20 protein-coding genes and 1 pseudogene are annotated in these 24,949 nt (G+C 73.8%); 10 read left to right on the plus strand and 11 right to left on the minus strand.

Going from position 1 to position 24,949, the window contains the following annotated elements; all coding sequences use genetic code 11:
- Nucleotides 1-22 precede the first annotated feature (22 nt).
- The 8 genes from BS80_RS03290 to eccD form a co-directional block, all read right to left on the minus strand.
- On the minus strand, nt 23-322 hold the full coding sequence (locus tag BS80_RS03290; RefSeq protein WP_035792361.1) for a hypothetical protein: 300 nt from the start codon (nt 320-322) through the stop codon (nt 23-25).
- Nucleotides 315-755: a YbaB/EbfC family nucleoid-associated protein gene (locus tag BS80_RS03295; protein WP_035792363.1), complete on the minus strand. Its 441-nt coding sequence runs from the start codon at nt 753-755 to the stop codon at nt 315-317. Before BS80_RS03295 ends, BS80_RS03290 begins: the two co-directional genes overlap by 8 nt.
- 148 nt (nt 756-903) lie before the next feature.
- On the minus strand, nt 904-3,111 hold the full coding sequence (locus BS80_RS03300) for a hypothetical protein (RefSeq protein ID WP_035792366.1): 2,208 nt from the start codon (nt 3,109-3,111) through the stop codon (nt 904-906).
- 102 nt (nt 3,112-3,213) lie between these two features.
- Nucleotides 3,214-3,582 carry a hypothetical protein gene (locus tag BS80_RS03305; RefSeq protein WP_035792369.1) on the minus strand — a complete coding sequence of 123 codons (369 nt, stop codon included), beginning with the start codon at nt 3,580-3,582 and terminating at the stop codon, nt 3,214-3,216.
- Nucleotides 3,583-3,617: 35 nt separating this feature from the next.
- Nucleotides 3,618-3,908 carry a WXG100 family type VII secretion target gene (locus tag BS80_RS03310; RefSeq protein WP_035792372.1) on the minus strand — a complete coding sequence of 97 codons (291 nt, stop codon included), beginning with the start codon at nt 3,906-3,908 and terminating at the stop codon, nt 3,618-3,620.
- A gap of 29 nt (nt 3,909-3,937) precedes the next feature.
- On the minus strand, nt 3,938-4,276 hold the full coding sequence (locus BS80_RS03315) for a hypothetical protein (protein WP_157535819.1): 339 nt from the start codon (nt 4,274-4,276) through the stop codon (nt 3,938-3,940).
- A 93-nt stretch (nt 4,277-4,369) separates the two neighbouring features.
- A complete protein-coding gene (gene eccB / locus BS80_RS03320; protein WP_035792378.1) occupies nt 4,370-5,809 on the minus strand; it encodes a type VII secretion protein EccB in 1,440 nt (479 codons plus the stop codon).
- Between the two features lie 48 nt (nt 5,810-5,857).
- Complete coding sequence (gene eccD, locus BS80_RS03325) at nt 5,858-7,207, minus strand: type VII secretion integral membrane protein EccD (RefSeq protein ID WP_232246327.1); 1,350 nt, start codon at nt 7,205-7,207, stop codon at nt 5,858-5,860.
- A 215-nt stretch (nt 7,208-7,422) separates the two neighbouring features.
- On the opposite strand from eccD, the gene BS80_RS03330 reads away from it, so the two are divergent.
- The gene (locus BS80_RS03330; RefSeq protein WP_035792382.1) at nt 7,423-11,388 is read left to right on the plus strand and encodes a type VII secretion protein EccC; all 3,966 of its coding nucleotides are present in this window, start codon (nt 7,423-7,425) and stop codon (nt 11,386-11,388) included.
- A gap of 497 nt (nt 11,389-11,885) precedes the next feature.
- Here BS80_RS03330 and BS80_RS41590 read toward each other — a convergent pair whose 3' ends face one another.
- Entirely contained in the window at nt 11,886-12,227 is a 342-nt protein-coding gene (locus BS80_RS41590; RefSeq protein ID WP_198045412.1) for a hypothetical protein, read from the minus strand.
- A 187-nt stretch (nt 12,228-12,414) separates the two neighbouring features.
- Complete coding sequence (locus BS80_RS41595) at nt 12,415-12,969, minus strand: hypothetical protein (RefSeq protein ID WP_198045413.1); 555 nt, start codon at nt 12,967-12,969, stop codon at nt 12,415-12,417.
- Between the two features lie 395 nt (nt 12,970-13,364).
- On the opposite strand from BS80_RS41595, the gene BS80_RS41600 reads away from it, so the two are divergent.
- Complete coding sequence (locus BS80_RS41600; RefSeq protein WP_035792386.1) at nt 13,365-13,967, plus strand: hypothetical protein; 603 nt, start codon at nt 13,365-13,367, stop codon at nt 13,965-13,967.
- A 30-nt stretch (nt 13,968-13,997) separates the two neighbouring features.
- Here BS80_RS41600 and BS80_RS03345 read toward each other — a convergent pair whose 3' ends face one another.
- On the minus strand, nt 13,998-14,786 hold the full coding sequence (locus tag BS80_RS03345) for a (2Fe-2S)-binding protein (protein WP_035793199.1): 789 nt from the start codon (nt 14,784-14,786) through the stop codon (nt 13,998-14,000).
- Between the two features lie 214 nt (nt 14,787-15,000).
- Here BS80_RS03345 and BS80_RS03350 point away from each other — a divergent pair, with 214 nt between their 5' ends.
- From BS80_RS03350 to BS80_RS38970, 8 genes and pseudogenes are all read left to right on the plus strand, one after another.
- Nucleotides 15,001-15,966: a FecCD family ABC transporter permease gene (locus tag BS80_RS03350; RefSeq protein WP_035793201.1), complete on the plus strand. Its 966-nt coding sequence runs from the start codon at nt 15,001-15,003 to the stop codon at nt 15,964-15,966.
- A complete protein-coding gene (locus BS80_RS03355; protein ID WP_035792388.1) occupies nt 15,963-17,012 on the plus strand; it encodes a FecCD family ABC transporter permease in 1,050 nt (349 codons plus the stop codon). The genes BS80_RS03350 and BS80_RS03355 overlap by 4 nt, the downstream gene beginning before the upstream one ends.
- Entirely contained in the window at nt 17,009-17,842 is an 834-nt protein-coding gene (locus BS80_RS03360; protein ID WP_051965822.1) for an ABC transporter ATP-binding protein, read from the plus strand. The genes BS80_RS03355 and BS80_RS03360 overlap by 4 nt, the downstream gene beginning before the upstream one ends.
- A 116-nt stretch (nt 17,843-17,958) precedes the next feature.
- Nucleotides 17,959-18,969 (plus strand): ABC transporter substrate-binding protein, encoded by a 1,011-nt coding sequence (locus tag BS80_RS03365; protein ID WP_035792389.1) that lies wholly within the window; start codon nt 17,959-17,961, stop codon nt 18,967-18,969.
- 95 nt (nt 18,970-19,064) lie between these two features.
- Nucleotides 19,065-20,264, plus strand: a complete 1,200-nt coding sequence (locus BS80_RS03370; RefSeq protein ID WP_035792391.1) for an ATP-grasp domain-containing protein — start codon at nt 19,065-19,067, stop codon at nt 20,262-20,264.
- Nucleotides 20,261-21,976 (plus strand): IucA/IucC family protein, encoded by a 1,716-nt coding sequence (locus BS80_RS03375; protein ID WP_232246328.1) that lies wholly within the window; start codon nt 20,261-20,263, stop codon nt 21,974-21,976. Before BS80_RS03370 ends, BS80_RS03375 begins: the two co-directional genes overlap by 4 nt.
- Nucleotides 21,973-23,190 (plus strand): MFS transporter, encoded by a 1,218-nt coding sequence (locus BS80_RS03380; RefSeq protein WP_035792393.1) that lies wholly within the window; start codon nt 21,973-21,975, stop codon nt 23,188-23,190. Before BS80_RS03375 ends, BS80_RS03380 begins: the two co-directional genes overlap by 4 nt.
- A pseudogene (locus tag BS80_RS38970) lies at nt 23,190-24,914 on the plus strand (IucA/IucC family protein); the annotation flags it as partial. The gene BS80_RS03380 and the pseudogene BS80_RS38970, both read left to right, overlap by 1 nt.
- Nucleotides 24,915-24,949: the final 35 nt, after the last annotated feature.

Raw genomic sequence — 24,949 nt, forward strand, 5'->3', positions numbered from 1 at the left:
CTGACATGACGTCAGAACCTGGCTAGGCCTGGTTCTTCGCGTTCTCATCGGCGTTGTGGAGGAGGTCGGAGGTGTTCTGACCCTGCTGACCGAGGTTGTCCACGGTGTCGCGGACCTGCTTGAGCAGGGAGGTCAGGTCGGCGGTCGGCTTGTCGACCTGGCTGTGGTACGTCTGACCGATCTCGTCGGTGCCGGCCGCGCCCTTGTTGTAAAGGTTGATCTGGTCGGTGTTCTTGAGCATCCGGTCGACGGTGTCCGACATGGCACCGAAGTGGGAGAAGGCGTTCTTGAGGTCCGCCAGCGCCACCAGCTTCTCAGCCACGGAACTCCTCCTGCCGGGTGCGCTTGCGCCGCTCCTCCTCCTCGTCGAAGCCGGGGCGCATCGAACGCAACGGAGCCAGCAGCTCGTCCAGTTCGGTGCCACCGGTCATCGAGGTCCGCAGCGCCTCGCCGATCCCGCGGAACGAGCCCATCGACTCCGCGACCCGGTCGCCGATGTCGGCGCGCGCCTCGTTCAGCACGTCGGTGAGGACGGCGGACAGCTGGGCGGGGGCCATCGAACGGTAGGCGGTGGTGTGGAAGGTCAGCGCGAGCACCTGACCCTGCGCGCCCACCTTCGCGGTGACCATGCGGTCCTTGGAGGTCACCGAGGCGGTGGCCGCGGCGAGTTCCCTGGCCACCTCGGCCATCTTGGTCTGCTGTTCCTGCAAGGCGGCCATCGCCTGCTCGATCTGCTCCGCGAACGGGGTCGTCATCGCGGGCACCTCCAGTGTGTCTGCGATCCGGCGCGGGCCCTGGCAGCAGGGCCCGCGGCGGATCGGCGTACAGGTCGTCACTTCCCTCTACGGGCGGACGGGCCCCGGAGGTTCGGCTCCCGGCGTGACGACCTGCGCACACACGTTCTCAGCGGCCGATCACACCGCTCACCGCGCCGGACTCGGTGCCCCAGACCTCCTCGTCCTCGGCCAGCCAGGTGGTGCGCTGACGGTCCTGCCCGCCCTGCCCCTGCGCACCCGCGCCGCCCATGCCGGCGCCACCCATCGGGGGCATCATCGAGCCGCCCGCGCCACCGGTGGTGGCCACCGAGCGCCCGGTCAGCTCGGCCTCCTCGGCGGCGCTCGCGGCGGCGGCCTTCTCGGCGGCCGCGGCCTGCTCCTCGGCGGCGGGACCGGTCGCCGACTCCATGGACAGCGCACCGTTGCCGGGCTCGCCGCTCGCGACCCGGCCGCCGACACCGAACGTCGGCCCCAGAGCCGACGAACCGCCACCGGTCGACAGCAGCTCGGAGCCGGAACCGCCGGACGAGCTGCCGGACGAGCCGCCGAACGACCCACCGCCGAACGACCCCAGCCCGCCCATGCCGCTCAGCCCGCCCACGGTGATCGGCGGGCCGGTGTACCCCGTACCGCCACCGCCGCCGGTCTGCAGGCCGCCGGCCGGCGCGGCGAAGGCGTGCTCCTCGTCGCTCAGCAGCTGGTCCATCTCGGAGACCGGTTTGCCGTTCGCATCGACGACGCTGCCGTCCGGGCGGATGGTGTCGCCCTTGGCGAGCACCACCGGATTGCCGTTCGAGTCCAGCAGCGGCTTGCCGTCCGGGCCGGTCACCGTCCCGTCCGCGTTCAGCTTCGAGCCGACCGGGAGCCTGAGCACCGGGCCGGTCGGGGACAGCGTCGCCTTGCCGACCGTGGTGCCCACCGGCACGTACCGCGGCTTCCCGTCCGCTCCCAACAACGGCTTGCCGTCGGGCCCGATCAACTCGCCCTTGTCGTTGACCGTGGTGCCCGCCGGTACGAACTCGGGCTTGCCGTTCTTGTCGACCAGCTGCTTGCCGTCCTTGCCCAGCAGCGGAACCTGACTGCCGGGCCCGCCGGCACCACCGCCGCCGATGCCACCACCGCCGACCTTGGGTGGTCCCGGCGTGCTCACCTTGGGCGGGGGCGGCGGGGTGGCGTCCTTCGTCTTCGGTGGCGGCGGCCCGCCGCCCGTACCGCCGTCCTTCGGGCCGCCCGCACCGCCGTCCTTGGGCCCGCCCGCACCGGGGGGATCGACCGGCGGATCGGTCGGCAGGATCATGGTGGGCTGGATGAGCTTGGGCAGCAGCCGGTAGGCGGCGCCGTAGCCCGCGGTCAGGGAGGTGGCCGAGGTCGTCACAGCGATGTTGGCGGGCCCGTCGAGGTCACTGACCACGTGGGCGAGCCACTTGTCCTTGGCCTGTCGGTCCATCGCCGCCATGAAGGCTTCGTTGTTGTCAGGGGCGATCCCGCCCGAGAACGTCCCGTTCGTGCTATAGGCTTTGCTGCTGCTGGGCGTCAGCGTGAGCTTCGAGATCATCGACTGGAACGCCTCCAGCAGGGCGGGGTACGGCGACGCATGGGACTGCAGAGTCGGCGGCTGGATCTTCCAACCGTGCATGTCGATCGCGGCGGTTGCGACGTGTCCCTTCCAGCTGTTGGCGGCGGTCCCCAGCGCCGCGAGGGTCGTGTTGAGATCGGTGCCGGCCGTGGTGAGTGCCTGGGAAATCGTCCCGGCGGTCCCCTTCACGTAGTCCGGGCCCACCTGGAGATACAGCTGCTGGAACTCCCCCTTCACGCCGATCAGGGCCTCCTTGAGCCGACCCGCCGCGCTGCCCTGGAAGTCGGTGTCGTCCCCGTCGACCGTGGTGGCCCATCCGTCCGCCGCCGCGATCGCGTCGTTCAGCCAACTGTCCGTCTGGTCCATCAGGGCGGCCGCGTTGATGAAGCTCTGGCCGTCGACGGTCCCGTTCCCCACCGGCCAGGTCTCCAGGAGCGGGCTGACGATCGTGCCCTCCGCGTTGCAGAAGTTGGCCCACGGCGTCGCGGGGGAACCGTCCGGGGCATCCCACTGGGTGTGCCAGGGCAGGTCGATACCGACGACCGTGCTGCAGTCCGAGACGCCCACCTTGAACGTCCACTCGGCCCAGAGGTCGAAGGTGTAGTTCGCGTTCTCGGTGTACGAGGTGACGATGGACGGGGTGCCCAGCCAGATCGGGCTCTTCAGGCCGGCGACGTCATCGCGGCTGATGACGGCATCACCGCCCTTCGGCCCGGCGAACGTCCTGAGGATGTCCTCCCAGAGGTACGGCCCTGCCACAACTGACTCCCGGTGAACTTGTTCGGTAAGGGGACGGGGTGAGGGGACGACGAGACGGCGCGGGGTGAGGCGCGCCGGTAGGGCGCCCCACCCCGCGCCGGCTCAGACGGGCGGAGGCTGCGGCGCGGGCGTCACGCCGCCCAGCACCTCCTGCAGCAGGGTGCTCATCTGTGCCGCGGTGAGTTCGGCGTCGGCGTTGTTCAGCCTCGCGCTGGCCATCTGCAGGTCCATCCAGATCTTGCCCAGTGTCGAGTCCGTCGTGCGAAGAGCCGTGACGAGGTCGTCGCAGAACTCCTTGTACGCGGTGGCCAGATTCGGGACCTCGGTGATGACACTGCTGCTGCTTCCGGTCAGCAGGACGTCGCTGCTGAGCAGCTTGATCTGGTCGGCGATCTTGCTCCGGAAGTCCTCCAGGGTCACGGAGAAGTCCTTGAGACCCTTGTCGGTCATCGAGATGGTGCCGCTGCCCATCCGTACCGCCTCCTTTCACGCATCCGCTCGCCCACTCAGTGCGAGTAGCCGGCCGCTGCCTGGTTGTCGGCGTGCGTCATGGTCTGGTGCATGCTGTCGAGGCACGCCGCGGCGGCGGCGATGTCGTCGGTCATCTGCTGCTCGTTCTGGTTCACCGCCGCGAGGAACTCGGTGAACGCCGTCGCCGCAGCGCCCTGGAAGTGCTCCTGCAGCGGGGTCAGCACCTGGACCAGGTGGTCGAGGTCGCTCTTCATCGTGTTGCCCGCCGCCTGGAGCTCCTGGACGGCCTGGTCAACGGTTTCGTGATGAAGTGTCAGGTCTGCCATGGATGTGGTTCCTTTCGGTCCGTGCGCCGTCAGCTGCCGCTGAGCGCTTTGAAGACGGGGTCCGAGGCGCCCCAGTTGCCGCCGATCAGCCCGGCCTCTTCCTCGGCCTGGTTGAGGACCTGGTTGGCCCCGGAGGTGCTCTCCATGAGCTTCTCGAAGGCGTTCATGACCACCTTGTAGCGCGAGATCCAGTCCTCGATGTTCTGCTGGAACTTGGCGCTCGCGCCCGAGATGTAGCCGGCGTTGATCTCGGCGTTGATCCGCTCGACCGTCAGGGCGGAGGTCATCATCTCCGAGATCTTCGTGTCCAGGCCCGTCAGGGCGCTCTGGATCGCCGCGTCGTCCTTGTTCAACACTGGTGTGGACACCGGTGCTCCCTCCTCGGTCCGCCGGGCCGCACGTCGCGGGCCCGTACTCGCGTCATCTGGTTCAACGGGCCCGCCGCGCCGCCGGGTTCAGCCTCAGCAGGCCGTCTTCGCGACCGGTTGCGGCGCCGCCACCCCGCCGCCCGCCAGCGCCGCCGGGTCCAGGCTCGGGCCGCTGGGCAGCAGGGTGAGCAGCCCCTCGGGGACCGCCACCGCCGCGACGCCCGCGTAGCCGAGCTGTTTGACCACCGCGGCGGACGGCAGCGGGTACTTCACCCCGCCGTCGGTCACCAGGTAGTCGGTCGCCCCGGCGCCCGCGCCCGAGAGCGCGCGCACCAGCGCACCGCCGCCGGGGCGCACCGCGATCCGGTCGGCGGCCGTGCAGCTCGTCGGCACGCCCGGCTGGACGGCCGGCGGCTGGCCCGCCGCCGCGGCGGCGTCCAGCACGGTCACGGACGTGGCCGGCGCGCCCGCGCCCACGTGCAGGTCGGCGCAGACGGCGTGGCCCTGACCGGGCGCCACCAGCGCCGGCGGCGTGGCCGGCAGCGTGCTCGCGAAGCCCGCGCCGGGCGCGGTGTGCGCGGCCAGGTCGTCGGGTCCGATCGCCGCGGGCGCCGTCGCCGCGCCGTCGTACGCGTACCGCTGGGTGCGCCGGTCGCCGCGCAGCAGCTCGAACTGCGTGGCGGTGAGCGGCACCAGGCCGCTCGTAGCGAGGACGTAGGGCGCGCCGCCGGGCGCCTCGAAGAGCTGGCCGACCCGGCTGGGGCGGCCGGCCAGCGCCGGGCCGGCCGAGCCGCGTCCGGGGATGTCCGGGGAGGTGAGGTCGGGCCCGGCGGGCAGCGCGTTCAGGAACGCGGCGGTCACCGGGAACGGCGCCGTGCTCCCGTACCCGAGCGCGTCCAGTGCGCCGTTGGCGGTGTCGGCGCGCAGCCGCTGGCCGTGCCACAGGAGGTGGACCGAGCCGTCCGGCGCACCCACCAACGCGGCCTGGCCGTCCGTCAGTGCGGTCCCCTCCGCGGCGGGGCCCACCAGCAGGCTCAGGTTCGGCGCCGTCGCCCCGGCCGCGGTGGGCTGCAGCGTGCCGCAGGCCAGCCAGGCGGCGCCGCGCAGTTGGGCGGCCGGCGGCAGCCCGTCGGGGGCGCCGAGGATGCCGAGCGAGCCGCCGCGCGCGACGCCGCTGAGCGAGGCCTGCCCGACCTGGTCGACCGTCATCTGGTCACCGGCCAGCAGCTTGGCGCTGCTCTCGTTCAGGACGGGGTGCAGCACGCCGCCCACGTAGAGGTAGCGCGCGCCGGTCTCGTTGACCACCACCAGGGTGCCGGGCTTCGCCCAGCCGGTGTTGCCGCCGGGCACCATCAGCCCGTAGACGGCGGTCCCCAGACCGATCATCACCGCCACCGCCAGCCCGGTCACCGCACCACGGGTGGTGCGGCCGACGGGGGTGTCCGGCGCGTCGGGCTCGGCCCGCAACATGCCGGAGGCGAGCCTGCTCATCACGAACAGGTGCGCCTGCACCTGGTCGCGTCGGGACTGCATCCGTTTCCTCCTGGGGTTCCTGGGTCGTCGGTCGGATCAGCCGGCCGCTCAGCCGTTCATGGCCCGCAGCGTGTGGTAGACGCCGACCACCAGCAGGCTCAGCGGCAGCAGCGCGATCGCCGACAGGGTGTGCAGCAGGTCGGCGGCCCGTCCCCAGTACGGCAGCAGCCGGCGCCCGGGCACGGTCCAGGCGACCACCAGCAGCACGGTGGCGAGGGCGAGCAGCCCGGCCAGCGTCAGCAGCCGGCCGCCGGTGGGCTGGCCCAGCGTCAGCCGGACGGCCAGCAGCGTCACCCCGTACGCGCCGGGCACCAGCACCGCGAGCCGCTGCGGGATGCTGCCGATCGCCCGGCTGTGCAGCAGGAGCAGCACGCTCAGCGAGCCCGCCAGCGCGATCGCGGGCCATCCCGACCCGAAGGCGACCAGCGTCAGCGCACCGGCGCAGGCCGCGCCGAACGTCAGGTAGAAGGCCGTCAGATACCCGTCCGCCAGCCGGCTGCGGTCCAGCACACCGGTGGCCTCGAAGGGCTCGATGTCCTCCTGCAACTCGTCGGCGTTGCGCGGCAGTGCGGGCAGCCGCAGCCCCGACAGGCGGAACGCGACGGACGGCACGAACGTGCCGAACAGCACCACCACCACCGCCACCGCGGCCGCCGACTGCTCGGCCGACAGCCCGGCCAGCGCGAGCGCCCCGGCCAGCACGCCCAGCAGCGCGAACACCCCGAGCCCGAGGAAGAGCGGCGCCGAGCAGGCCACCGCCGCCAGGCCCAGCACCGCGGCGCCCGCCGCCGCCGAGGCTCCGGCCAGCAGCCGCGCCCCGGTCAGCTCGGCGCCCGCCGGGCCGGTCGGCAGCAGCACGCCCGCCAGCGCGAAGTACGGGACGGCCGTGGCGGCCAGCGCGGTGCCGGCCCCCGCGTCACCCATCGCCCGCGACGCGCTGAAGGCGCCGAGCAGCAGCAACAACCCGGTCACGGCGGCCGCCAGCTCGCGCAACTGCGCGGAGCCGGGCAGCGCGAGCAGCGCGACGCCGCCGAGCAGCGCCAACAGGCTCAGCCCGACGGCCAGATGGTGGGTCAGCACCGGCCGCCAGGAGTCGCCGCGCTCCTGCATGCCGGTGGCGACGCCGTCCACCATGTCGTCGAAGTGCACCGGCGGCAGGGCGGCCCGGCGCGGGCGTAGGTAGAGCTCGTCGCCGTCGCGCAGGCCGAGCGCGTCGGCGGTGAGCTCCTCGTCCAGCGGGTCGCCGCCGAGGTTCTGCAACACCCAGCCGCCGTGGTCGAGACCCTGTTCGTCCAACTCGGGTCCGGCGTAGCCGATCACGGCGGGGAGCAGGTCGGCCAGCGGCACATCGGCCGGAACCGCCAGTTCGAAGGCCGATCCCGGCGCATGGAACCTCAAGCGGCACAACCCCGCGACGGCACTGGTGTGCACGCGTCCTCACTCTCCCAGCCGGCTGATGTCCTGAACGGGGCGCGAATCGCCGCCCCACCCGGCTGTACGGGCGCGGCCCGCCGAAGAGTTCACCCCGGCGCGAGCTGAACCCCGCGCCCCCGGCGAACCGTCCTCCGGTTGGACGGCGGTGTCGCGGCCGTCGAGGAGTGAGGAGCCTTCCCTTGAGCGTGGTCCTGGTCAACCGCACGCCCCGGCGCCCCGGGCCGGAGATGCCGGACGGGGAGATGCAACTGCAGGAACCCCCCGTCCTGCCGGAGTCGCAGAGCGGTATGGCGAGTGTGATCAGCATGGCGCCGATGGCGCTGGGCTCGCTCTCGATGGTCTTCATGTTCCTGCGCCCGGACGGCGGCGGCGGCGGCGCGATGTCCTACATCGGGATCGGCATGATGGCGCTGTCGTCGGTGGGCATGCTGGTCACCCAGCTGATCCGCGGCTCCAGCGACCGCAAGCAGCAACTGCGCGCCGAGCGCCGGGACTACCTGCGCTACCTCTCGCAGATGCGCAAGCAGGCCCGCAAGACGGTGGTCCGCCAGCAGGAGGCGCTGGCCTGGCGGCACCCGTCCCCGGGCGAGCTGTCCGCGCTGGTGCGCACCTCACGGCTGTGGGAGCGGCGCTCCTCGCACCCGGACTTCAGCGACGTGCGGATCGGCACCGGCCAGCAGCGCCTGGCCACCCGGCTGGCACCACTGGCGACCAAGCCGGTGGAGGACCTGGAGCCGCTCTGCGCGCACGCGCTGCGCCGCTTCATCCACGCCTACGGCACGCTCGACGACCAGCCGATCGCGATCCACCTGCGCGGCTTCGCGCACCTGCTGGTCCGCTGCGAGGAGGATCCCGAGCAGGCCCGCGCGATGGTCCGCGCGATGCTGGCCTCCCTGGCGCTCTTCCACGCCCCGGACGAACTGCGGATCGCCGTGGTGGCGGACGGCGCGCGGCGGGCCTCCTGGGAGTGGGCGAAGTGGCTGCCGCACGCCCTGCACCCGACCGAGACCGACGGCGCGGGCGCGCTGCGCCTGGTGGCGAGCACGCTGGCCGAGGCGGAGCAGCTGATCGGCGAGGAGTTCGCCGCCCGGCCGCCGTTCGAGCCGGACGCCGTCCCCAACCGGGACGAGCCGTTCACAGTCGTCGTGCTGGACGGCCCCGGCGCCCAGGGCATCGCCCGCCCGGCGCTGGCCGGCTACCGCAACGCCATCCTGGTCGACCTGGGCGAGGCCCTGGAGTGGAAGCCCTCCCGGGTCACCCTGCGGCTGCGGATCGCGCAGGGCCGCCTCACCATGGTCGGCGCCGACCGCAACCGCAAGGACGAGATCACCGACCTCGGCCGCCCCGACGCCCTCGCGCTGACCGCCGCCACCCGGACGGCCGCGCTGATGGCGCCCTACCGGATCGGCGACTCGGTGGAGGCCGGCGAGCCGCTGGCCACGGACTTCGACCTGACCGCGCTGTTGGGCATCCGCGACCTGCACCAGCACGACGTGGCGCAGCACTGGTCCGAGCGCACCCAGCACAACAAGCTGCGGGTCCCGCTGGGCCTGGGCGCCGACGGCAAGCCGGTCGACCTGGACATCAAGGAGTCCGCGCAGGGCGGCATGGGCCCGCACGGCATGCTGATCGGCGCGACCGGCTCCGGCAAGTCCGAACTGCTCCGCACCCTGGTGCTGGCGCTGGCGATCACGCACTCCTCCGAGGTGCTCAACTTCGTCCTGGTCGACTTCAAGGGCGGCGCGACCTTCCTCGGTCTGGACGCCCTGCCGCACACCTCCGCGGTGATCACCAACCTGGCCGACGAGGCCGCCCTGGTGGACCGGATGCGCGACACCCTGCACGGTGAACTGGTCCGCCGCCAGGAGCTGTTGCGCTCCGCCGGCAACTACTCCTCGCTCCTGGAGTACGAGAGCGCGCGGGCCGCCGGGACGCCGCTGGAGCCACTGCCGACCCTGTTCGTGGTGGTCGACGAGTTCAGCGAACTGCTCTCCGCCCACCGGGACTTCATGGAACTGTTCGTGATGATCGGCCGGCTCGGCCGGTCGCTGGGCGTGCACCTGCTGCTGGCCTCGCAGCGGCTGGACGAAGGCCGGATGAACGCCCTGGAGTCGCACCTCTCCTACCGGATCGGCCTGCGCACCTTCTCCGCGATGGAGAGCCGCGGTGTGCTCGGCGTCCCGGACGCCTACCAGCTGCCCTCACAGCCCGGCAACGGCTTCCTGCGCAGCGACACCTCCACCCTCACCCGCTTCAAGGCCGCGTACGTCTCCGGCCCCTACCGCCCGCGCCGCCGTCCGGCCCAGCAGGCCGCGATCGCCGGCCAGGTCGTCCCGTACGGCACCGAGTACGTGCTGCCCCGGCACCGCCCGGTCGTCGTCGAGGAGGAGCCGGCCGTCGAGGAGAGCGGCTCGCTGCTGGAGATCGCGGCGAGCAAGCTCTACGACGTCGGCCCGCCCGCCTACCGGGTCTGGCTCCCGCCGCTGGGCGTGCCGCCGACCCTGGACGAGCTGCTGCCGCCGCTGGCCCCGCACCCGCAGCGCGGCCTGACCACCGAAGGCAGCGCGGACCGCGGCACGCTCAGCGTCCCGGTCGGCGTGGTCGACCGCCCGTTCCACCAGCAGCGCGACCTGCTGCTCGCCGACCTCTCGGCCGCCGGCGGCCACGTCGGCATCGCGGGCGGCCCGCAGAGCGGCAAGAGCACCCTGCTGCGCACCCTGATCACCGGCCTGGCGCTCACCCACACGCCGAGCGAAGTGCAGTTCTACTGCCTGGACTTCGGCGGTGGCGCGCTCTCCGCGCTGCGCGGCCTGCCGCACATCGGCGGGATCACCGGACGGCACGACCCCGAGCGGGTGCTGCGCACCATCGCGGAGGTCAACGGCATCCTCACCCGGCGCGAGCAGCGCTTCGCCGAGCTGGGGATCGACTCGATCGACGCGTTCCGCCGCCGCCGGGCGGCCGGTGAACTGGCCGACGACCCACACGGCGACGTCTTCCTGGTGATCGACGGCTGGAACACCGTCCGCCAGGAGTTCGCCGACCTCCCGCCGATCCTGACCCTGATCGCCCAGCGCGGCCTCAACTACGGCATCCACCTGATCATCGGCACCACCCGCTGGGGCGAGATCACCGGCGCGCTGCGCGACCTGCTCGGCACCCGCTTCGAACTTCGCCTGGGCGACCCGGTCGACTCGATGATCAACATGCGGGCCGCCGCCAAGGTGCCCAAGCTCCCCGGCCGGGGCCTGACCGACGACCAGCTGCACTTCCTGACCGCCCTGCCCCGGATGGACGGCTCCGGCAGCACCGAGGACCTCGGCGAGGGCGTCGCGGACCTCGTGGACGCGATCGCCGACCACTGGACCGGCCCGCGCGCTCCCGAGGTCCGGATGCTCCCACTGATGCTGGACGCCGCGACGCTGCCCGCGCCCGAGGGGCGGCTGCGGATCCCGATCGGTCTGGAGGACACCGCGCTCGCGCCGCTCTGGCACGACTTCGAGGAGTCCCCGCACCTGCTGGTGGTGGGCGACAGCGAGAGCGGCAAGACCAACCTGCTGCGCCTGGCCACCGCGGCCGTCACCAGCGCGTACACCCCGGAGGAGGCCAGGATCATGCTGGTCGACTACCGCCGCGAGCTCTACGAGGCGGTCCCCGAGGCCTACCGGCTGGGGTACGCGGTCGGGGTGGAGGTGCTGCGGCAGATCGTGGACGGCGCGGCGCGCGCGATGCAGAACCGGGTGCCGGGCGCGGACATCTCGCCCGCGCAGCTGAAGCTGCGGGACTGGTGGCAGGGCCCCGAACTCTTCATCGTGGTCGACGACTACGACCTGGTGGCCGGCTCCGGCGCCGCCCATCCGTTCGCCGCGCTCTTCGACTACCTGGCGCAGGGCGCCGAGTTGGGCCTGCACCTGATCGTGGCGCGTGGCGCCAACGGCATCGGGCGGGCGATGTCCGACCCGCTGCTGCGCAAGCTCCAGGAGGTCAACACCCCTGCGGTGCTGCTCTCCTGCCCGCCGAGCGAGGGCTACCTGTTCGGCAACGTCAAGCCGCGCCAGTTCCCGGCCGGTCGCGGCCTGCACATCACCCGGCGCCGCACGGTCCAGGTGCAGACCGCGCACCTGGCCAAGGCCGAGGCCGAGTGAGTGAACCCTGGTCAGGACGCTGCCCGTAGATCGGGGTAGGGTCCGGCGTCCGGTCGGGGCCATTCAGCCAACGACCAGTGGAGGCAGGCGATGCCCGCGCCGACCCCGCGACCGCGGACCGACGACGTCCCCGAGGCACCGGGGACACCGTCCGCCGTGCCCGGCGCGACACCCGCCCGCAGCCTGCCGCGGCGGGCGCTGCGCCGGGTGCGCCGCCGGCTGGCCGTGGGCCGCGCTGGCGGTGTCACGACCGGCGCCGGCCCGTCCACGCTGCGTGCGGCGGGCCCGCACTTCGTCATCGCCGCACCGGACGACGACGGGCCGACGGCGGCGCTCTCCGGCCTGCCCGAGGACCCGCGCGTGCTGGTGGTGGTCGCCGCTGCGCCCGACGCCGCGCCCGTACTGCGCGCCCACCTGGCCGAGCTGGCCCGGACGGCGGCCGAACGCGGCGCGGGCGCCCTGCTGCTGGCCGCCTCCGGACTCGCCGCCGCACCGACTCACGAGCCCGGCGACGCACCGGCCCATGCGCCCGTCAACGCGCCGACCGATGCGCCTCGGCCCGCCCAACGGGTGGCGGAGCGCGCCGGGTTGCCGGTGGTCGCCCCGGACGGCCTGGTCTCGATCCGACCGGACGGCACGCTCCTGGTCAGCGCCGCCCGGCCCGGCGCCCCCGCATCCTGGTGGCACTGCGCACCGGGCGCGCAGCCCGAACGCCTCGGCGGGGTCTGGCCGTTGCCGACGACCCCTGCCGCCGCCGAGACCCCCGACAGCACCGCCCAGGAGCCGCCGGAGCCGATCGACCCGACCGAACTCTTCGGCGTGGGCGGCCCGTTGCTCACCCGCCTGCCGTCCGGCTGCTGGCTCAGAGACGCCGAGGCGCCAACCAGCTTTCACCCCATGGCACTTGAGGGCATGTCGGCCGAACCCGGCAGCTTCGTCCTGGTCGTCGGCCATCCGGTCACCCCGCTCGCGTCCGCCGACCAGCTGGCCGTCGCCGTCCACCATCTGGTTCCCCCGGACACCGCCCTACTGCTCAGCGCCCCCTGGGCCGCCCCGGTGGACCTCGTCGCCCTGGCCGCCGAACTCGCCGCCGGGACGGGACGGGACGTCCGGGTCGCCGTCGGGCTGCCGATGCGCACGGCCGGCGGCCGTTCGGCCCGGCTGCTGCACGCCGACGGCAGCCTCGGCTGGGAGCCGTTCCTCGTCGAGCTGACCGCCTCCGCCGACCGCCACCAGGTGGTCGCCTCGGCCTGGCGCAGCCGGCCGGAGCACTGGACCCCGTGCGGCCCAGCCCAGTTCGAGGTGCTGCCGGGCTGGCGCCTGGAGGCCGTCCCCGCCGGGCTCTGGCTGCGCCCGGCGGACCCGCAGGACTGCGCGCCCCGGCAGTACGGGCCTGACCCCGCACGGCCGTTGTTGGTCGTCGGCGAGCAGGGGCAGCCGGTCGACCCGCAGGTCTGGGAGGGCCTGGGCGAACTCCTCGCGGGCATCCCGCCGTTCGGGGACGCCCGGCTCGGCCTGCTGGTGGCCGGGACGACCGATGTCGGCTCCGAGGCGGTCGCCCGCTTCAGCGCCCGCCTGCACCACCTCGACTGGACGGACCCGCTCCCGGCCCCCACCACTCCCCCCGCCCCGCCCGAGCCCGAACCCACCCCCGAACCCGAACCCGAACCCACCCCCGAACCGCCAGCCGCACCCCCGGTCACGCCACCCCCGCCCACCTTCACCACCGGCCCGGTCACCCCCACCCCGCCGACCCCGACCCCCTCGCCCGCACCCGAGGCACCCCCCACCCCCGCACCCTGCCCCCCACCCCGACCTCCCCGGGCCGCACCACCACCAGCACCCCCCAGGAGCGCGAGGCCGTCAAGTCCCTGCTGGGCGACCAGTTCCAGCGCCTGGCAAGCCGCGCCGACCAGGCGGGAACGCGACTGCCCTCCCTGCGTTCCTCCCTCCAGGACGACGTCAAACCCGACCTGGTGGCCGTCCTCCTCCACCACCTCGACGCGCCGCACCCCGCCTCGCGCGCCGAACTCGCCCGCGCCGCACGGAGTTCCACCCCCGGCCCGCTCACCCCGGTGCTGGCCTGCCTGGGTTCCGGCCTGCGCCGACTGCCCAGCCACCACGGCGCGGTGCTGCTCGGCGCCCAGGCCGGACCGGACGCACTGCGCCACTACACACCCGGGGCGATCCTCACCGAGCCCGCGCCGCTTCCCGGATTCCCCTCCCACGAGATCGAGTTGGGAACACCCGTCGAGTTCGCCGTCTGGTCCACCACCGGCCGCCGGACCCTGGTCTTCGCGACGCCCGGCGAGGAGCCCGAGGTGGTCTTCGCACCGGGCACCCGCTTCTGCGTCCTGGACCAGTTGCCGCCACCCGAGGAGGGTGGCCCGATCCGGGTGTTGCTACGCGAGTTGGGCGCCGACGGCCCGGAACAGGCCGGGGCGAACGAACGCGACCAGCAGACCGCCGAGCGCCTGCGCGGCTGGCTGGCCCGCCGCGACGCCCTTTCCGCCGCCCAACTGCGCGCGACGGGCCGCCCGCTCCACGCCGGGCTGACCCCGGGCGTCACCGTGGACTGACCCCTCCCCACCTCCCGAACCGACCGCCCGTCAAGCCTCCAGCCGGAGCACCCGCTCCGCGTCACCGGTCCGGGGGCAGGTGACGCAGGTGTCCGCCGGGCGGATCGTGTAGTAGAGGCAGCAGCCGAGCCGGGTGCGGGTCAGGTGACTGCGCCCCTCCGTGCCCGGCAGCCGGCGGAAGCCGGCCCCGCCGGCGAACGGCGCCGGCCCGCCGGGCAACAGGTCGGTGGCCTCGGCCACCGCCCGTTCCTCCTCCCCGAGCATCCGGCCGAGGTACCAGATCCCGGAGACCAGATCGTCGGTCACCATGCCCCACAAGGCCCGGTCGCCGCGCTTCACCACCGGCCGGAAGGCCTCCAGCACGGGCGCCACATGCGCCGCGACGGCGGCCCGCAGCTCCGCACGCAACCCCTCCTCCCCCGCTCCTTCACGCTCTCCGCATACTTCCCGCCCATCAGCCGGCCGGACAGCCAGGTCTCCTGACCCCACCTCGATCCAGACGTCCTCCGGCCTCAGCCACGACACCCGGCCGTCGAGATACCAGGGGCCGCTGATCAGCAGGCAGGCCGACCAGAGGTAGTGGTGCAGCAGCCTGGAGGCGGCCACGTGCGGCGGTGCCACGCACCCGTGCTCGGCGCCGATCCGCCGCGCCTCAGCCTCAATCAACAGGCCGATCCCACCCGACAGTTCAGCGACACACAGCCATTCCCGACCCGGCCCCGAGACCGGCGCCGCGTCGACCACCGAGACCCGCAGCACCCCGCAGACACCCTTCAGCCGCCGATAGCCGTCCGCCAGGGACTGCTGAGTGTCGGGCACGGATTCCCCCTCACAGCGAAGTTGCCTCAAAAATAAGGTGAGCCTCACCTTATAGGCAGTCGGGACACAATTCACGACTCCACCGAGTGCGACCTGCCGGTTTGGTCAAGCTTGACTCAATTAGGGTTGCCTAACCTAAACTGCACTCGTGCTGAGAATCGACCTGCCAGCCTCAACAGCCCCGGCGCAGCGATCTCCGGCCGTCCGGCAACCCCTGTTGCTGGCCGTCGGGCTCTGTGTCCTGGTGCTCTGTCTCGCCCTGAGCCTTGCGCTCGGATCCCGCCCACTACCGCTCTCCACCGTGCTCGACGCGCTGTTCGGCGGCGGCCACGGACGGGACGCGGACGTGGTCACCGGGCTCCGCGTGCCGCGCACGATCATCGGACTGGTCGTCGGCGCCGCGCTCGGCGTGGCCGGCGCGGTCGCCCAGGGCGTCACCCGCAACCCGCTCGCCTCGCCAACCACGCTGGGCGTCAACGCGGGTGCGAGCTTCGCCGTGGTCACCGCGATCTACGCACTGCACCTCACCCGCCCGGTCGAGTACGTCTGGTTCGCGGTCGCCGGCGCCGCCGTCGCCGCGATCGCCGCGCAGGCGATGGCCCGTCAGAGCGGAGACCTGGACCCGACCAGGCTCGCGCTCGGCGGCACCGTGCTCGCCGCGGTGCTGACCTCCTGGACCTCGGCGCTGATGCTCGCCAGCCGGCGCACCCTGGACGAGGCCCGCTTCTGGCTGGCCGGCTCGCTGGCCGGGCGCGGCCTCGAAGTCCTCACCCCGGTCCTGCCGTTGATCGTCCTCGGGCTGGCCCTGGCGTTCGCCGTCACTCCCGCGCTCAACACCCTGGCCCTGGGAGACGAGACCGCCCACGCGCTCGGCGTGCCGGTGACCCGGATCCGGGTGCTCGGCGGACTGGCGGTCGTGCTGCTGGCGGCGGCCGCGGTCGCGGTGGCCGGGCCGGTGGCCTTCGTCGGGCTGGCCGCGCCGCACCTGGTCCGGCTGGTGCTCGGCACCGACCACCGCTGGCTGCTGCCCGGTTGCCTGATCGTCGGTCCGGTCCTGCTGCTGGCCGCCGACGTGCTGGGCCGGGTGGTGGTGCGGCCCTCCGAGCTGGAGGTCGGCATCGTCACGGCCTTCCTCGGCGCGCCGCTGCTCGCCGTGCTGGCCCGGAAGGCGGCCCGGTGACCGCCCTCCCGCTCCCCGCCGTCCGCCCGCTCGGCGAACGCGCCCGACGCCGGCGCCGCACGCTGCTGCTCTGCGCGGCGGCCCTCGCCGCGCTGGTCGCACTGACCTCGCTCGGGCTGGCTTCCGGCCAGGTGTCGATGGCCCCGGGGACGGCACTGCGCGCGCTGCTCGGCCTGGGCGACCCGGGCGACGTCCTGGTGGTCCAGCAGTTCCGGGCCCCGCGCGTGCTGGCGGCGCTGATCGCCGGCGCCGCGCTGGCCGTCTCCGGATCGCTGCTGCAACGGCTGTTCCGCAACCCGCTCGCCTCGCCCGACGTGGTCGGCGTGACCGGCGGCGCGTCCTTCGGCGCGGTCCTGCTGCTCGCCACCGGCGCCTCCCAACTGCTCACCCCGCTGGCCGCGTTGGGCGGAGGCCTGGTCGCGGCGCTGGCGCTCGGCGCCTTCGCCTGGCGCGGCCGGGTGGCGGTGGGCCGACTGGTGCTGGTCGGCCTGGCCGTGCAGGCCGGGCTCGCGGCGGCGGTGAACCTGATGATCGTCCGCTTCCCGGCCGAACTCGCCTCCTCCGCCCTGCAGTGGACGACCGGCTCGCTGTACGGCAGCACCTGGCCGGGGGTCTGGGCGGGCGGCGGCGCGGTCGCCGTGGCGCTGGCCGCCGCCGCCCTCCAGGGCCGCCGCCTCTCGGTCCTCGACCTGGGCGACGAGTCGGCCGCCGCACTGGGCCTCACCCCGGCCCGGGCCCGGCTGCACCTCCTGCTGCTGACCATCGCGCTGGCCTCGCTGGCCGCCGCGCTCAGTGGGCCGGTCGGGTTCGTCGCCCTGGCCGTCCCGCACCTGGTCCGCTTCCTGGCCGGACCACCGACCCCCGGCACCCTGGCGCTCACCGCGCTCGCCGGCGCCGCCCTGCTGCTCGGCGCCGACCTGATCGTGCTGCACCTGCTGCCGGTCCACGGCCTGCCGGTCGGGGCGATGACCGCCACCCTCGGAGCGCCGTGGCTGCTCATCCTGATGATCCGCCAGGGCCGACCCGTCGATCGGAGCACCTCATGACCACCAGCACCCTGGCAACCGACCCCCTCGCAACCAGCACCCGCAACGAACTCAGCTGCCAGAGCCTGGAGTTGCGCTACGGCAGCCGCACCGTGGTCGACGGTCTGGACCTCACACTGCCCGGCGGCGCGGTCACCGCCATCGTCGGCCCGAACGCCTGCGGCAAGTCCACCCTGCTGCGCGGCCTCACCCGGCTGCTCGACCCGGCCGCCGGCACGGTCACCCTGGACGGCTCGGACGTTCACCGGATGCCTGCCCGCACCCTCGCCAAGCGCCTGGGTCTGCTGCCGCAACAGCCGGTCACCCCCGAGGCGATCACCGTCGAGTCCCTGGTCCGGCTGGGCCGCTACCCGCACCAGCGGATGCTCAGCCCCTGGTCGGCCACCGACCAGGCGGCGGTCGAGGAGGCACTGACCCGCACCGGGACGGCCGAGCTGCGCGACCAGCCGGTGGACCGGCTCTCCGGCGGCCAGCGCCAGCGCGCCTGGATCGCCCTGACGCTGGCCCAGGACACCGAGCTCCTCCTGCTGGACGAGCCGACCACCTTCCTCGACCTCCGCCACCAGCTCGAAGTCCTCGACCTGGTCGCCGAGTTGAACGAGGAGGCAGGCCGCACCGTGGTGATGGTGCTGCACGACCTCGGCCAGGCGGCCCGCTACGCCGACCACTTGGTGGTCCTGCACGAGGGTCGGTTGGCCGCCGCCGGACCACCCGCCGAGGTGCTGGACGCCGCCCTCGTGGAGGCCGTCTTCCAGGTCCCCTGTCAGGTGATCCCCGACCCGGAGACCGGCACCCCGCTGGTCGTCCCCCGCGGCCGCGCCAGACGCTGACCCCTCTCACCACCACCCCGGCCGGGCGGCCCACCGCCCCGCCGCTGCCCCGCCCTGCCCAAAACCACCCCGCCCAACAGCCGACCACCCACCTCTCTCCCGAACCAGGACATCCCGTGATCCAGCGCACCACCACCCGCCGACTCCGCACCCTGCCTGTCGCCGTCCTCGCCGCCGCCCTCAGCGCCACGCTCCTCGCCGGCTGCGGCAGCAGCGGATCGGACGGCGCCGCCGCCCCGGCCGCCTCCTCCCAGGGCACCGCCGCCGGCTTCCCGCGCAGCGTCACGCACGCGATGGGCACCGCCGAGCTCAAGGCGCAGCCCAAGCGCGTCGTGGTGCTGGACAGCGGCGAGTTGGACGACGTCACCCTGCTGGGCCTCACCCCGGTCGGCGCGGTCTCCCCGCACATGAAGACCGAGGGCGGCTTCCCGTCCTACCTCAAGGGTGAGATCAGCGGCACCAAGGACGTCGGCCCGATGGCCGAACCCAACCTGGAGCTGATCGCCTCCCTCAAGCCCGACCTGATCCTCTCCTCCAAGGTCCGGCACGAGAAGATCTACTCCCAGCTCAACGCGATAGCCCCGACCGTCCTGGCCGAGACCACCGGCTTCCCGTGGAAGGCCAACCTCGCCCTATACGCCCAGGCGCTCGGCAGGGAGGACGAGGCGAAGAAGGCGCTGGCCGACTACCAGGCCCGGGCCGCCAAGCTCGGCGACGAGATCAAGGCCAAGAACGGCGGGACCACACCGACCGCCTCCGTGGTCCGCTTCGTGGCCGGCCCGACCCGCCTCTACCAGAAGTCCTCCTTCAGCGGCACGGTCCTCTCGGACGTCGGCCTGGGCCGCCCGGCCTCGCAGAACGTGGACGGCTCGATGCTGGAGGTCAGCCCCGAGCAGGTCGACAAGGCCGACGCCGACCTGGTCTTCGTCACCGTCGCCGACGACCCGACCAAGACCCAGCAGAGCCAGGTCCAGTCCACGCCGGTGTGGAAGAGCCTGAACGCCGTGAAGAACAACAAGGTGTTCAACGTCCCGGACGAGACCTGGATGTCGGGCATCGGCGTGCAGGCCGCCGACCAGATGCTGAACGACATCGCCAAGGCCGCCGGGGTCCCCGCCCCGCAGTAGCCCGAACCCGGGGGCGGGACCGTCCACGCCTCGCCCCCGGCCCGCTGTCACCGACCACCGAACCTGTCACCGACCACCGGAACGGCAAGACCACCATGCGGCTCTACCTGCTCGCCCTCAACCCCACCGACTCGGTCACCCAGGGCTTCCTGCCGGCCGCGGCACGGCTGGGCCTCGACGTCACCGTCCTCACCGACCACGCCGAAGCACACCGCCTCGCGTACGCCGGACTCCCCTCGCCCCCCGAGGTCCTGGCGTGCGAGGTGCAGGACTTCCGCGAGGTGGTCGGCCTGGTCTCCCGGCACCACGCACCGGCCGCGCTCTTCAGCAACAGTGACCACCTGCAGACCCAGACCGCGCTGGCCGCCGGGTACTTCGGCCTGCCGGCCAAGGACTGGCGGGCGACCCTGCGAGCGAAGAACAAGGCCGAGCTGCGCCGGCACCTGAGCGCCACCGGCCTGGACACCGTCTGGTCCGCCGAGTTGGCCCCCGGCCAGGACCCGGCCACGCTGGCCGACCCGCCCTTCCCCTGCGTGCTCAAACCGCGCGAGGGGGTGGCCAGCGAGGATGTCGCCCTGGTCACCGACGCGGCCGAACTGGCCCTGCGCCACCGGGAGATCCAGCACCGCAGGCCCGGCGCGACGCTGGTCGTCGAGGAGCTCCTGACCGGCGACCTCTTCACTCTGGAGACCCTGGGCGACGGCCGCGACCGCCGGGTCCTCGGTGGCTTCCGCACCCGGCTCTCGCCGCCGCCGCACTTCGTGGAGGAGGTGCTGGAGTTCGTCCCCGCCTACCCGCAGGCCGTGTTGGACCAGGTACTCGCCCAACTGGACGCGCTCGGCGTCGGCCTGGGCGCCTGCCACACCGAGTTCGTCCTCCAGGCGGACGGCCGGGCGCGCCTGATCGAGGTCAACTACCGGGCCATCGGCGACCAGTGCGACCTGATGCTGGCCCAGATCCTGGAGATCCCGTACTTCGAGCACGTCCTCACCGCACACCTCGGCCGCCCGCTGCCCGACGTCCCCGGCCCCCGCACCGACCGCCGGGCCCGCAACGAGGTGGTCTGCGCCGACCGCGCCGGCACGCTGACCGCCGCACCCGGCCGCTACGACGGCGAGGCCGACGGCGTGCGGCTGGCCTACCGCCCGCTGCGCCCGGTCGGCGAACGCCACGAGCACTACCGCACCAACCGCGACTACCTGGGCGTGGTCTGGGCGATCGGCGCGGACCAGGCCGCGGTGGACGCCGCCGTCGCCGGCTTCGTCGCGGCCCACCGCTGGGAGATCACCCCGTGAGCACCCACGACGAGTTGACCCTCCGGGTGCTCGACGCCCTGCTGCGCGAGGACGTCCTCGGCCTGCGCACCCGCAGCATCCCCGACGAGCGCCCGGACGGCCGCTGGCTGCGCCTGGACGCCCGCCCGGGAACGCGGTTCGCACTGCCGGTGGCCACGGGCGGCTTCCAGTGCGAGTACGCCGTGCGGGAGCCGCTGCTGGAGGCCGACGGGGTCGCGCTGACCGACCTGGACGCGATGCTGGCGGCCCTCGCCGCAGCGGCCGATCCGGCCGACCGGCCCGGCCACCTGGCCTTCGCCGAGGAGTGCCGGCAGACCCTGTCCACCATGCGCCTGCACGCCGCCGCCCGGCCCGCCGTGCACGGCAGGCTGGCCGAGCGCTACGGCCACGATCCGGCCGCCTGGTCCGGACTCGGCGACAGCCTGGCCTTCGACACACTGGCCGCCTACCTGGACCACCCGGTCTACCCGACCTCGCGCGGCCGTTCCGGCCTGACGGATACTCAGATCACGTCCTTCGCACCGGAGTTCCACCCCTCCTTCGAGCTGCGCTGGCTGGCCCTGCCGGCCTCGGCGCTGACCGTGCACGGCGCGGCGCCGCTGCCCTCCTGGTGGCCGACCCCGGCCGAGCTGGGCCTCGGCCACCTCGGCACCGGCCATCTGACCATCCCCGTCCACCCGTTGTCGGTCGGGGCGGCGCTGGACGAGGCGCTGCACGCGGCCGGTCTGGCCGACGTGGCCGAACTCGCCGAACACGGCTACCTGGAGGTCGTCCCCACGCTGTCCACGCGCACCGTCGCGGTGGCCGCCGACCCCTCACTGCACCTCAAACTCCCGCTCGCCACCGCCACCCTGGGCCTGCGCAACCGGCGGACCATCAAGCCCGGCACGCTGCGCGACGGCGCGGCCGGACAGCGGCTGCTGGCCGCGGTGATCGAGCAGGAGCCACGCTTCGGGGAGAGCGTGCTGCTCGCCGACGAGCAGTGCTACGCCCACGCCGGCCACGAGTTGCTGGCCGTGCTGGCCCGCCGCTACCCGGGCGGCCTTGAGGAGGCCGTGACGGTGCCGCTGGCCGCCCTGGCCGCGCCCGCGCCGTCCGGACGCCTGGTGCTCGACCACCTCGCCGACCACTTCTACGCGGGCGACCCGCTCGCCCTGTACGACGCCCTGCTCACCCTGCTGCTCGACTGGCAGGTCACGCTCTTCGGCCACGGCATAGCGCTGGAGTCGCACCAGCAGAACACCTCCCTGGTGCTCGACCGGACCGCCGACGGCGGCAGCCGGCTGCGGCTGCTCTACAAGGACAACGACGGCCCCCGGATCAACCGCCTGCGCAGCAGTCATCTCCCGCTCGACGAGGCCGCGTTCGACGACGCCCGGATCTTCGGCGAGGACGACCGGCCGTTGACCGACCTGTTCACCACCATCACCGGCCACCTCTGCACCGCCTCGCTCGCCTTCACCCTGGCCGAACCCGGCCGCGCACCGCTGGAGGTGACCCTCGGCCTGCTGCGCGCCCGGCTGACCGAGGCGCTGGAGCGGATCGGCCCGGCCGGCGACCCGCTGCGCGCGGCACTGCTGGACGCCGACCGGCTGCCGGTCAAGGCGATGGTCAGCGCCGGAACCCTGCTCAGCAAGGAGCGCTCGGGCGCGGCGGACATCAACAAGCACTACACCACCGGCCCGAACTACCTGCGCAGGGCGGCGTCGTGAGAACCGGCACGACGCCCCGGACGACACCGGCCGACCCCCGCCCGGCCGGCCTGGAGCGCCGCCAGGTGCACGCGGTGGCGGCCTGCTACTTCGTCGCCTCGTTCGCCGCCCTGGGCCTGCCGCCCTACCTGACGGCGATCCTGCCGGGGCTCGGCGACAGCAAGGGTTCCTGGGCCGGGCTGCTCTACATCATGCCCACCGTCTTCAGCGCGCTCGGCGCCCCGCTCTGGGGCCGGCTGGCCGACCGCTTCGGCCGCAAGCGCCTGCTGCTGCGCGCCCAACTCGGGCTCAGCGTCTCGTTCCTGCTCGCGGGCGCGGCCAACAGCCTCTGGGCGTTCGCGCTCGCGCTGGTCCTCCAGGGCTTCCTCGGCGGCACCTTCGCCGCCACCAACGGCTATCTGGCGGCCGCCCTGGAGGGCCCGCGGCTCTCCAGGGCGCTCACCCTGATGCAGGGCAGCGCGCGGGCCTCGCTGGTGGCCGCGCCGATCCTGGTCGGCGCGCTCTCGCCCTGGGTGTCCCCGCACCGCCAGTACCTGCTGATGGCCGTGCTCCCGCTCGCCGCGGCCGCGCTGCTGACCCGGCTGCCCGAGCCGAAGGCACCGGCCGACCAGCGCGGACGGCAGCCGAGCGCACCGGCGCCCGAACCCGCCGCCGTCTCGCTGCGACCGCTCTACGTCTACGAGTTCGCGTTCGTCTTCGCCACCATCATCTCCTTCCCCTATCTGATCGCCCTGGTCGACCAGCGCCTGCCCGGGGTGAGCGCGACCGTCACCGGCCTGCTCTTCGCCCTGCCGCACCTGTGCTACCTGCTGTGCGCCTCCCGCGTGCACAACGCCTTCCTGCACCGCCCGCACACCGGCCTGGCGCTCGGCTTCGCGCTCGTCGCCCTCGGCCTGGCCGGCCACGGCCCCGCGCACTCGCTGCTCGCGTTCGCACTGGCCCGGCTGGTGCTCGGCGCCGGCCTCACGCTCGGCCTGGTCTGCCTGTCGGTGCTCGCCGCCGAGGCGGCCCGCGGCCGGGCCCCGGGCCGGATGTTCGGCACCCTCGAACTCATCTCCAAGGGCGGCGCGGTGGCCGCCGGCCTGGTCGCCGCCCTGGTCAACGCCGCCTACGGCGCGGCCGCGCCGGTCCTGGTCGGCACCGCCGCGGCCCTGGTCACCGCGCTGGCCGCCACTGCCCCCCGTCTGTTCGCCCACTCCCGTTGGAGCCGCTGATGTCCGCTCTGCCAGCCTCGCCGCCCGTGCCCGCGCCCATCGACGCACCCACCGAACTGCCCACCGCCGACGAGGCGGTGGCCCACACCCTGCTCAACTGCCTGCTGCGCGAGGTCTCCTCGGCCGAGCACCAGACCGCCGTCACCGACGGCCGGCTACTGATCCGACTCCCCCGGCGCGGGGCACTGCTGCGGGTGGCACTGCGCCGCACCTCGCTGCTCGGCGCGCACCGCTTCGTCGGCCCGGTCTGCGAGGAAACCCCGGACGGCTGGCGGGTGTTGGCGTGGCGCGAGCTGGCCGAGCACGTCCAGGCGGAGCTGACCCTGCGCAGCGGCCTGGGCAACGAGGAGTTCCTGGAGCAGCTCGCCTCCAGCCACGAGGGCGTCGCCGCCGCGCTGGCCGGCCGTCCCGCCGCGGGCCCCGATCGCTACCTGGAGTCCGAGCAGGCCCTGTTGTTCGGCCACCGCTTCCACCCGGCGCCCAAGTCCCGCTCGGCCGGCCGGGCGGCCTGGGCCGCGTACGCGCCGGAGGCCCGGGCGGTCTTCGCCCTGCGCTACCTGGCGGTGCGCGAGCACCTGGTCGCCGAGCGGAGCACCGACCCGGCGGCGACCGCCGTCCTGGACGGGCTGCTGCCCCCGCACGCCGTCCCGCCGGGCTACCGGCTGCTGCCCGCCCACCCCTGGCAGTACGAGCTGCTGGCCGACAACCCGGTCCTGCGCGCGGCCCTCGCGAGCGGCGACGTGCTCGATCTGGGCACCGGCGGAGCGGAGTTCGCCGCCACCGCCTCGGTCCGCACGCTGCACGGCGCGGGCGCCTTCCTCAAGTTCAGCCTGAACGTGCGGATCACCAACTGCCTGCGCAAGAACGCCGCGTACGAGCTGACCGGCGCCGTCGAGCTGACCCGGCTGCTGGAGCCGGCCCTCGCCGAGCTGGCCGAGCGCTTCCCGGACTCCGCGATGCTGCGCGAGCCGGCCTTCCGCACCCTCGCCCTGCCGGGCCCCGACGGCACCCCGGACCTCGCGCTCTTCGAGGGCTTCGGCCTGATCGTCCGCGAGGACCTGAGCGCCCGGCTGCGCCCGGGGGTCACCCCGCTGCTGGCCGCCGCGGTCGCCGACGAGTACCCGACCAGTTCCGCGCACATCTCCCGCCTGCTGGACGGCGCCGGCCCGCAGGAGCTGCTCACCTGGTGGGCGCAGTACCTGCGGCTGCTCCTCCCCCCGGTGCTGGCCGCCTACTTCGACCACGGCGTGGTGCTGGAGCCGCATCTGCAGAACGTGCTGATCGGGGTCGACGCCGCGGGCCGCCCGGCCCAGGTGCTCTTCCGCGACCTGGAGGGCACCAAGCTCGTCCCGGAACGCAACGCCGCCCTGCTGGACCAGTTGCCGCCCGAGGTGGCCGGCCCGATCGGCTACGACGCGCAGCGCGGCTGGGACCGGGTGGTCTACTGCCTGCTGGTCAACCACGTCGCCGAACTGCTGGCCGCCCTCGCCGACCAGGCCCCCCTGCTCGAACCCGAGCTCTGGGAGCTCGTCCGCACAGCCCTGCGGGACTATGCGGACGGGCACGGCTGCCCGCCACGGCTCAGCGCGCTGATCGCGGGCGTACCGCTGCCGGCCAAGGCCAACCTGCTGACCCGCTGGGAGCGCAAGGCCGACCGAGAGGCCGGCTACGTCCGGCTGCCCTCGCCGTTCGCCGCCGACGTGCTGGCCCAGGCCGCCCGCACCCGGCTGCCCGTCCCCACCCCCTCCGTCCACGCGTC

This window comes from Kitasatospora mediocidica KCTC 9733, from assembly GCF_000744225.1.
GTDB classification, from domain to species: Bacteria; Actinomycetota; Actinomycetes; order Streptomycetales; family Streptomycetaceae; genus Kitasatospora; species Kitasatospora mediocidica.

What these genes read in the sequence shown, in the direction of transcription:
- BS80_RS03310 (WP_035792372.1), bottom strand. Translation starts at nt 3,908, where the DNA reads ATGGCAGACCTGACACTTCATCACGAAACCGTTGACCAGGCCGTCCAG.
- BS80_RS03305 (WP_035792369.1), bottom strand. Translation starts at nt 3,582, where the DNA reads ATGGGCAGCGGCACCATCTCGATGACCGACAAGGGTCTCAAGGACTTC.
- BS80_RS03295 (WP_035792363.1), bottom strand. Translation starts at nt 755, where the DNA reads ATGACGACCCCGTTCGCGGAGCAGATCGAGCAGGCGATGGCCGCCTTG.
- BS80_RS03370 (WP_035792391.1), top strand. Translation starts at nt 19,065, where the DNA reads ATGCGGCTCTACCTGCTCGCCCTCAACCCCACCGACTCGGTCACCCAG.
- eccB (WP_035792378.1), bottom strand. Translation starts at nt 5,809, where the DNA reads ATGCAGTCCCGACGCGACCAGGTGCAGGCGCACCTGTTCGTGATGAGC.
- BS80_RS03360 (WP_051965822.1), top strand. Translation starts at nt 17,009, where the DNA reads ATGACCACCAGCACCCTGGCAACCGACCCCCTCGCAACCAGCACCCGC.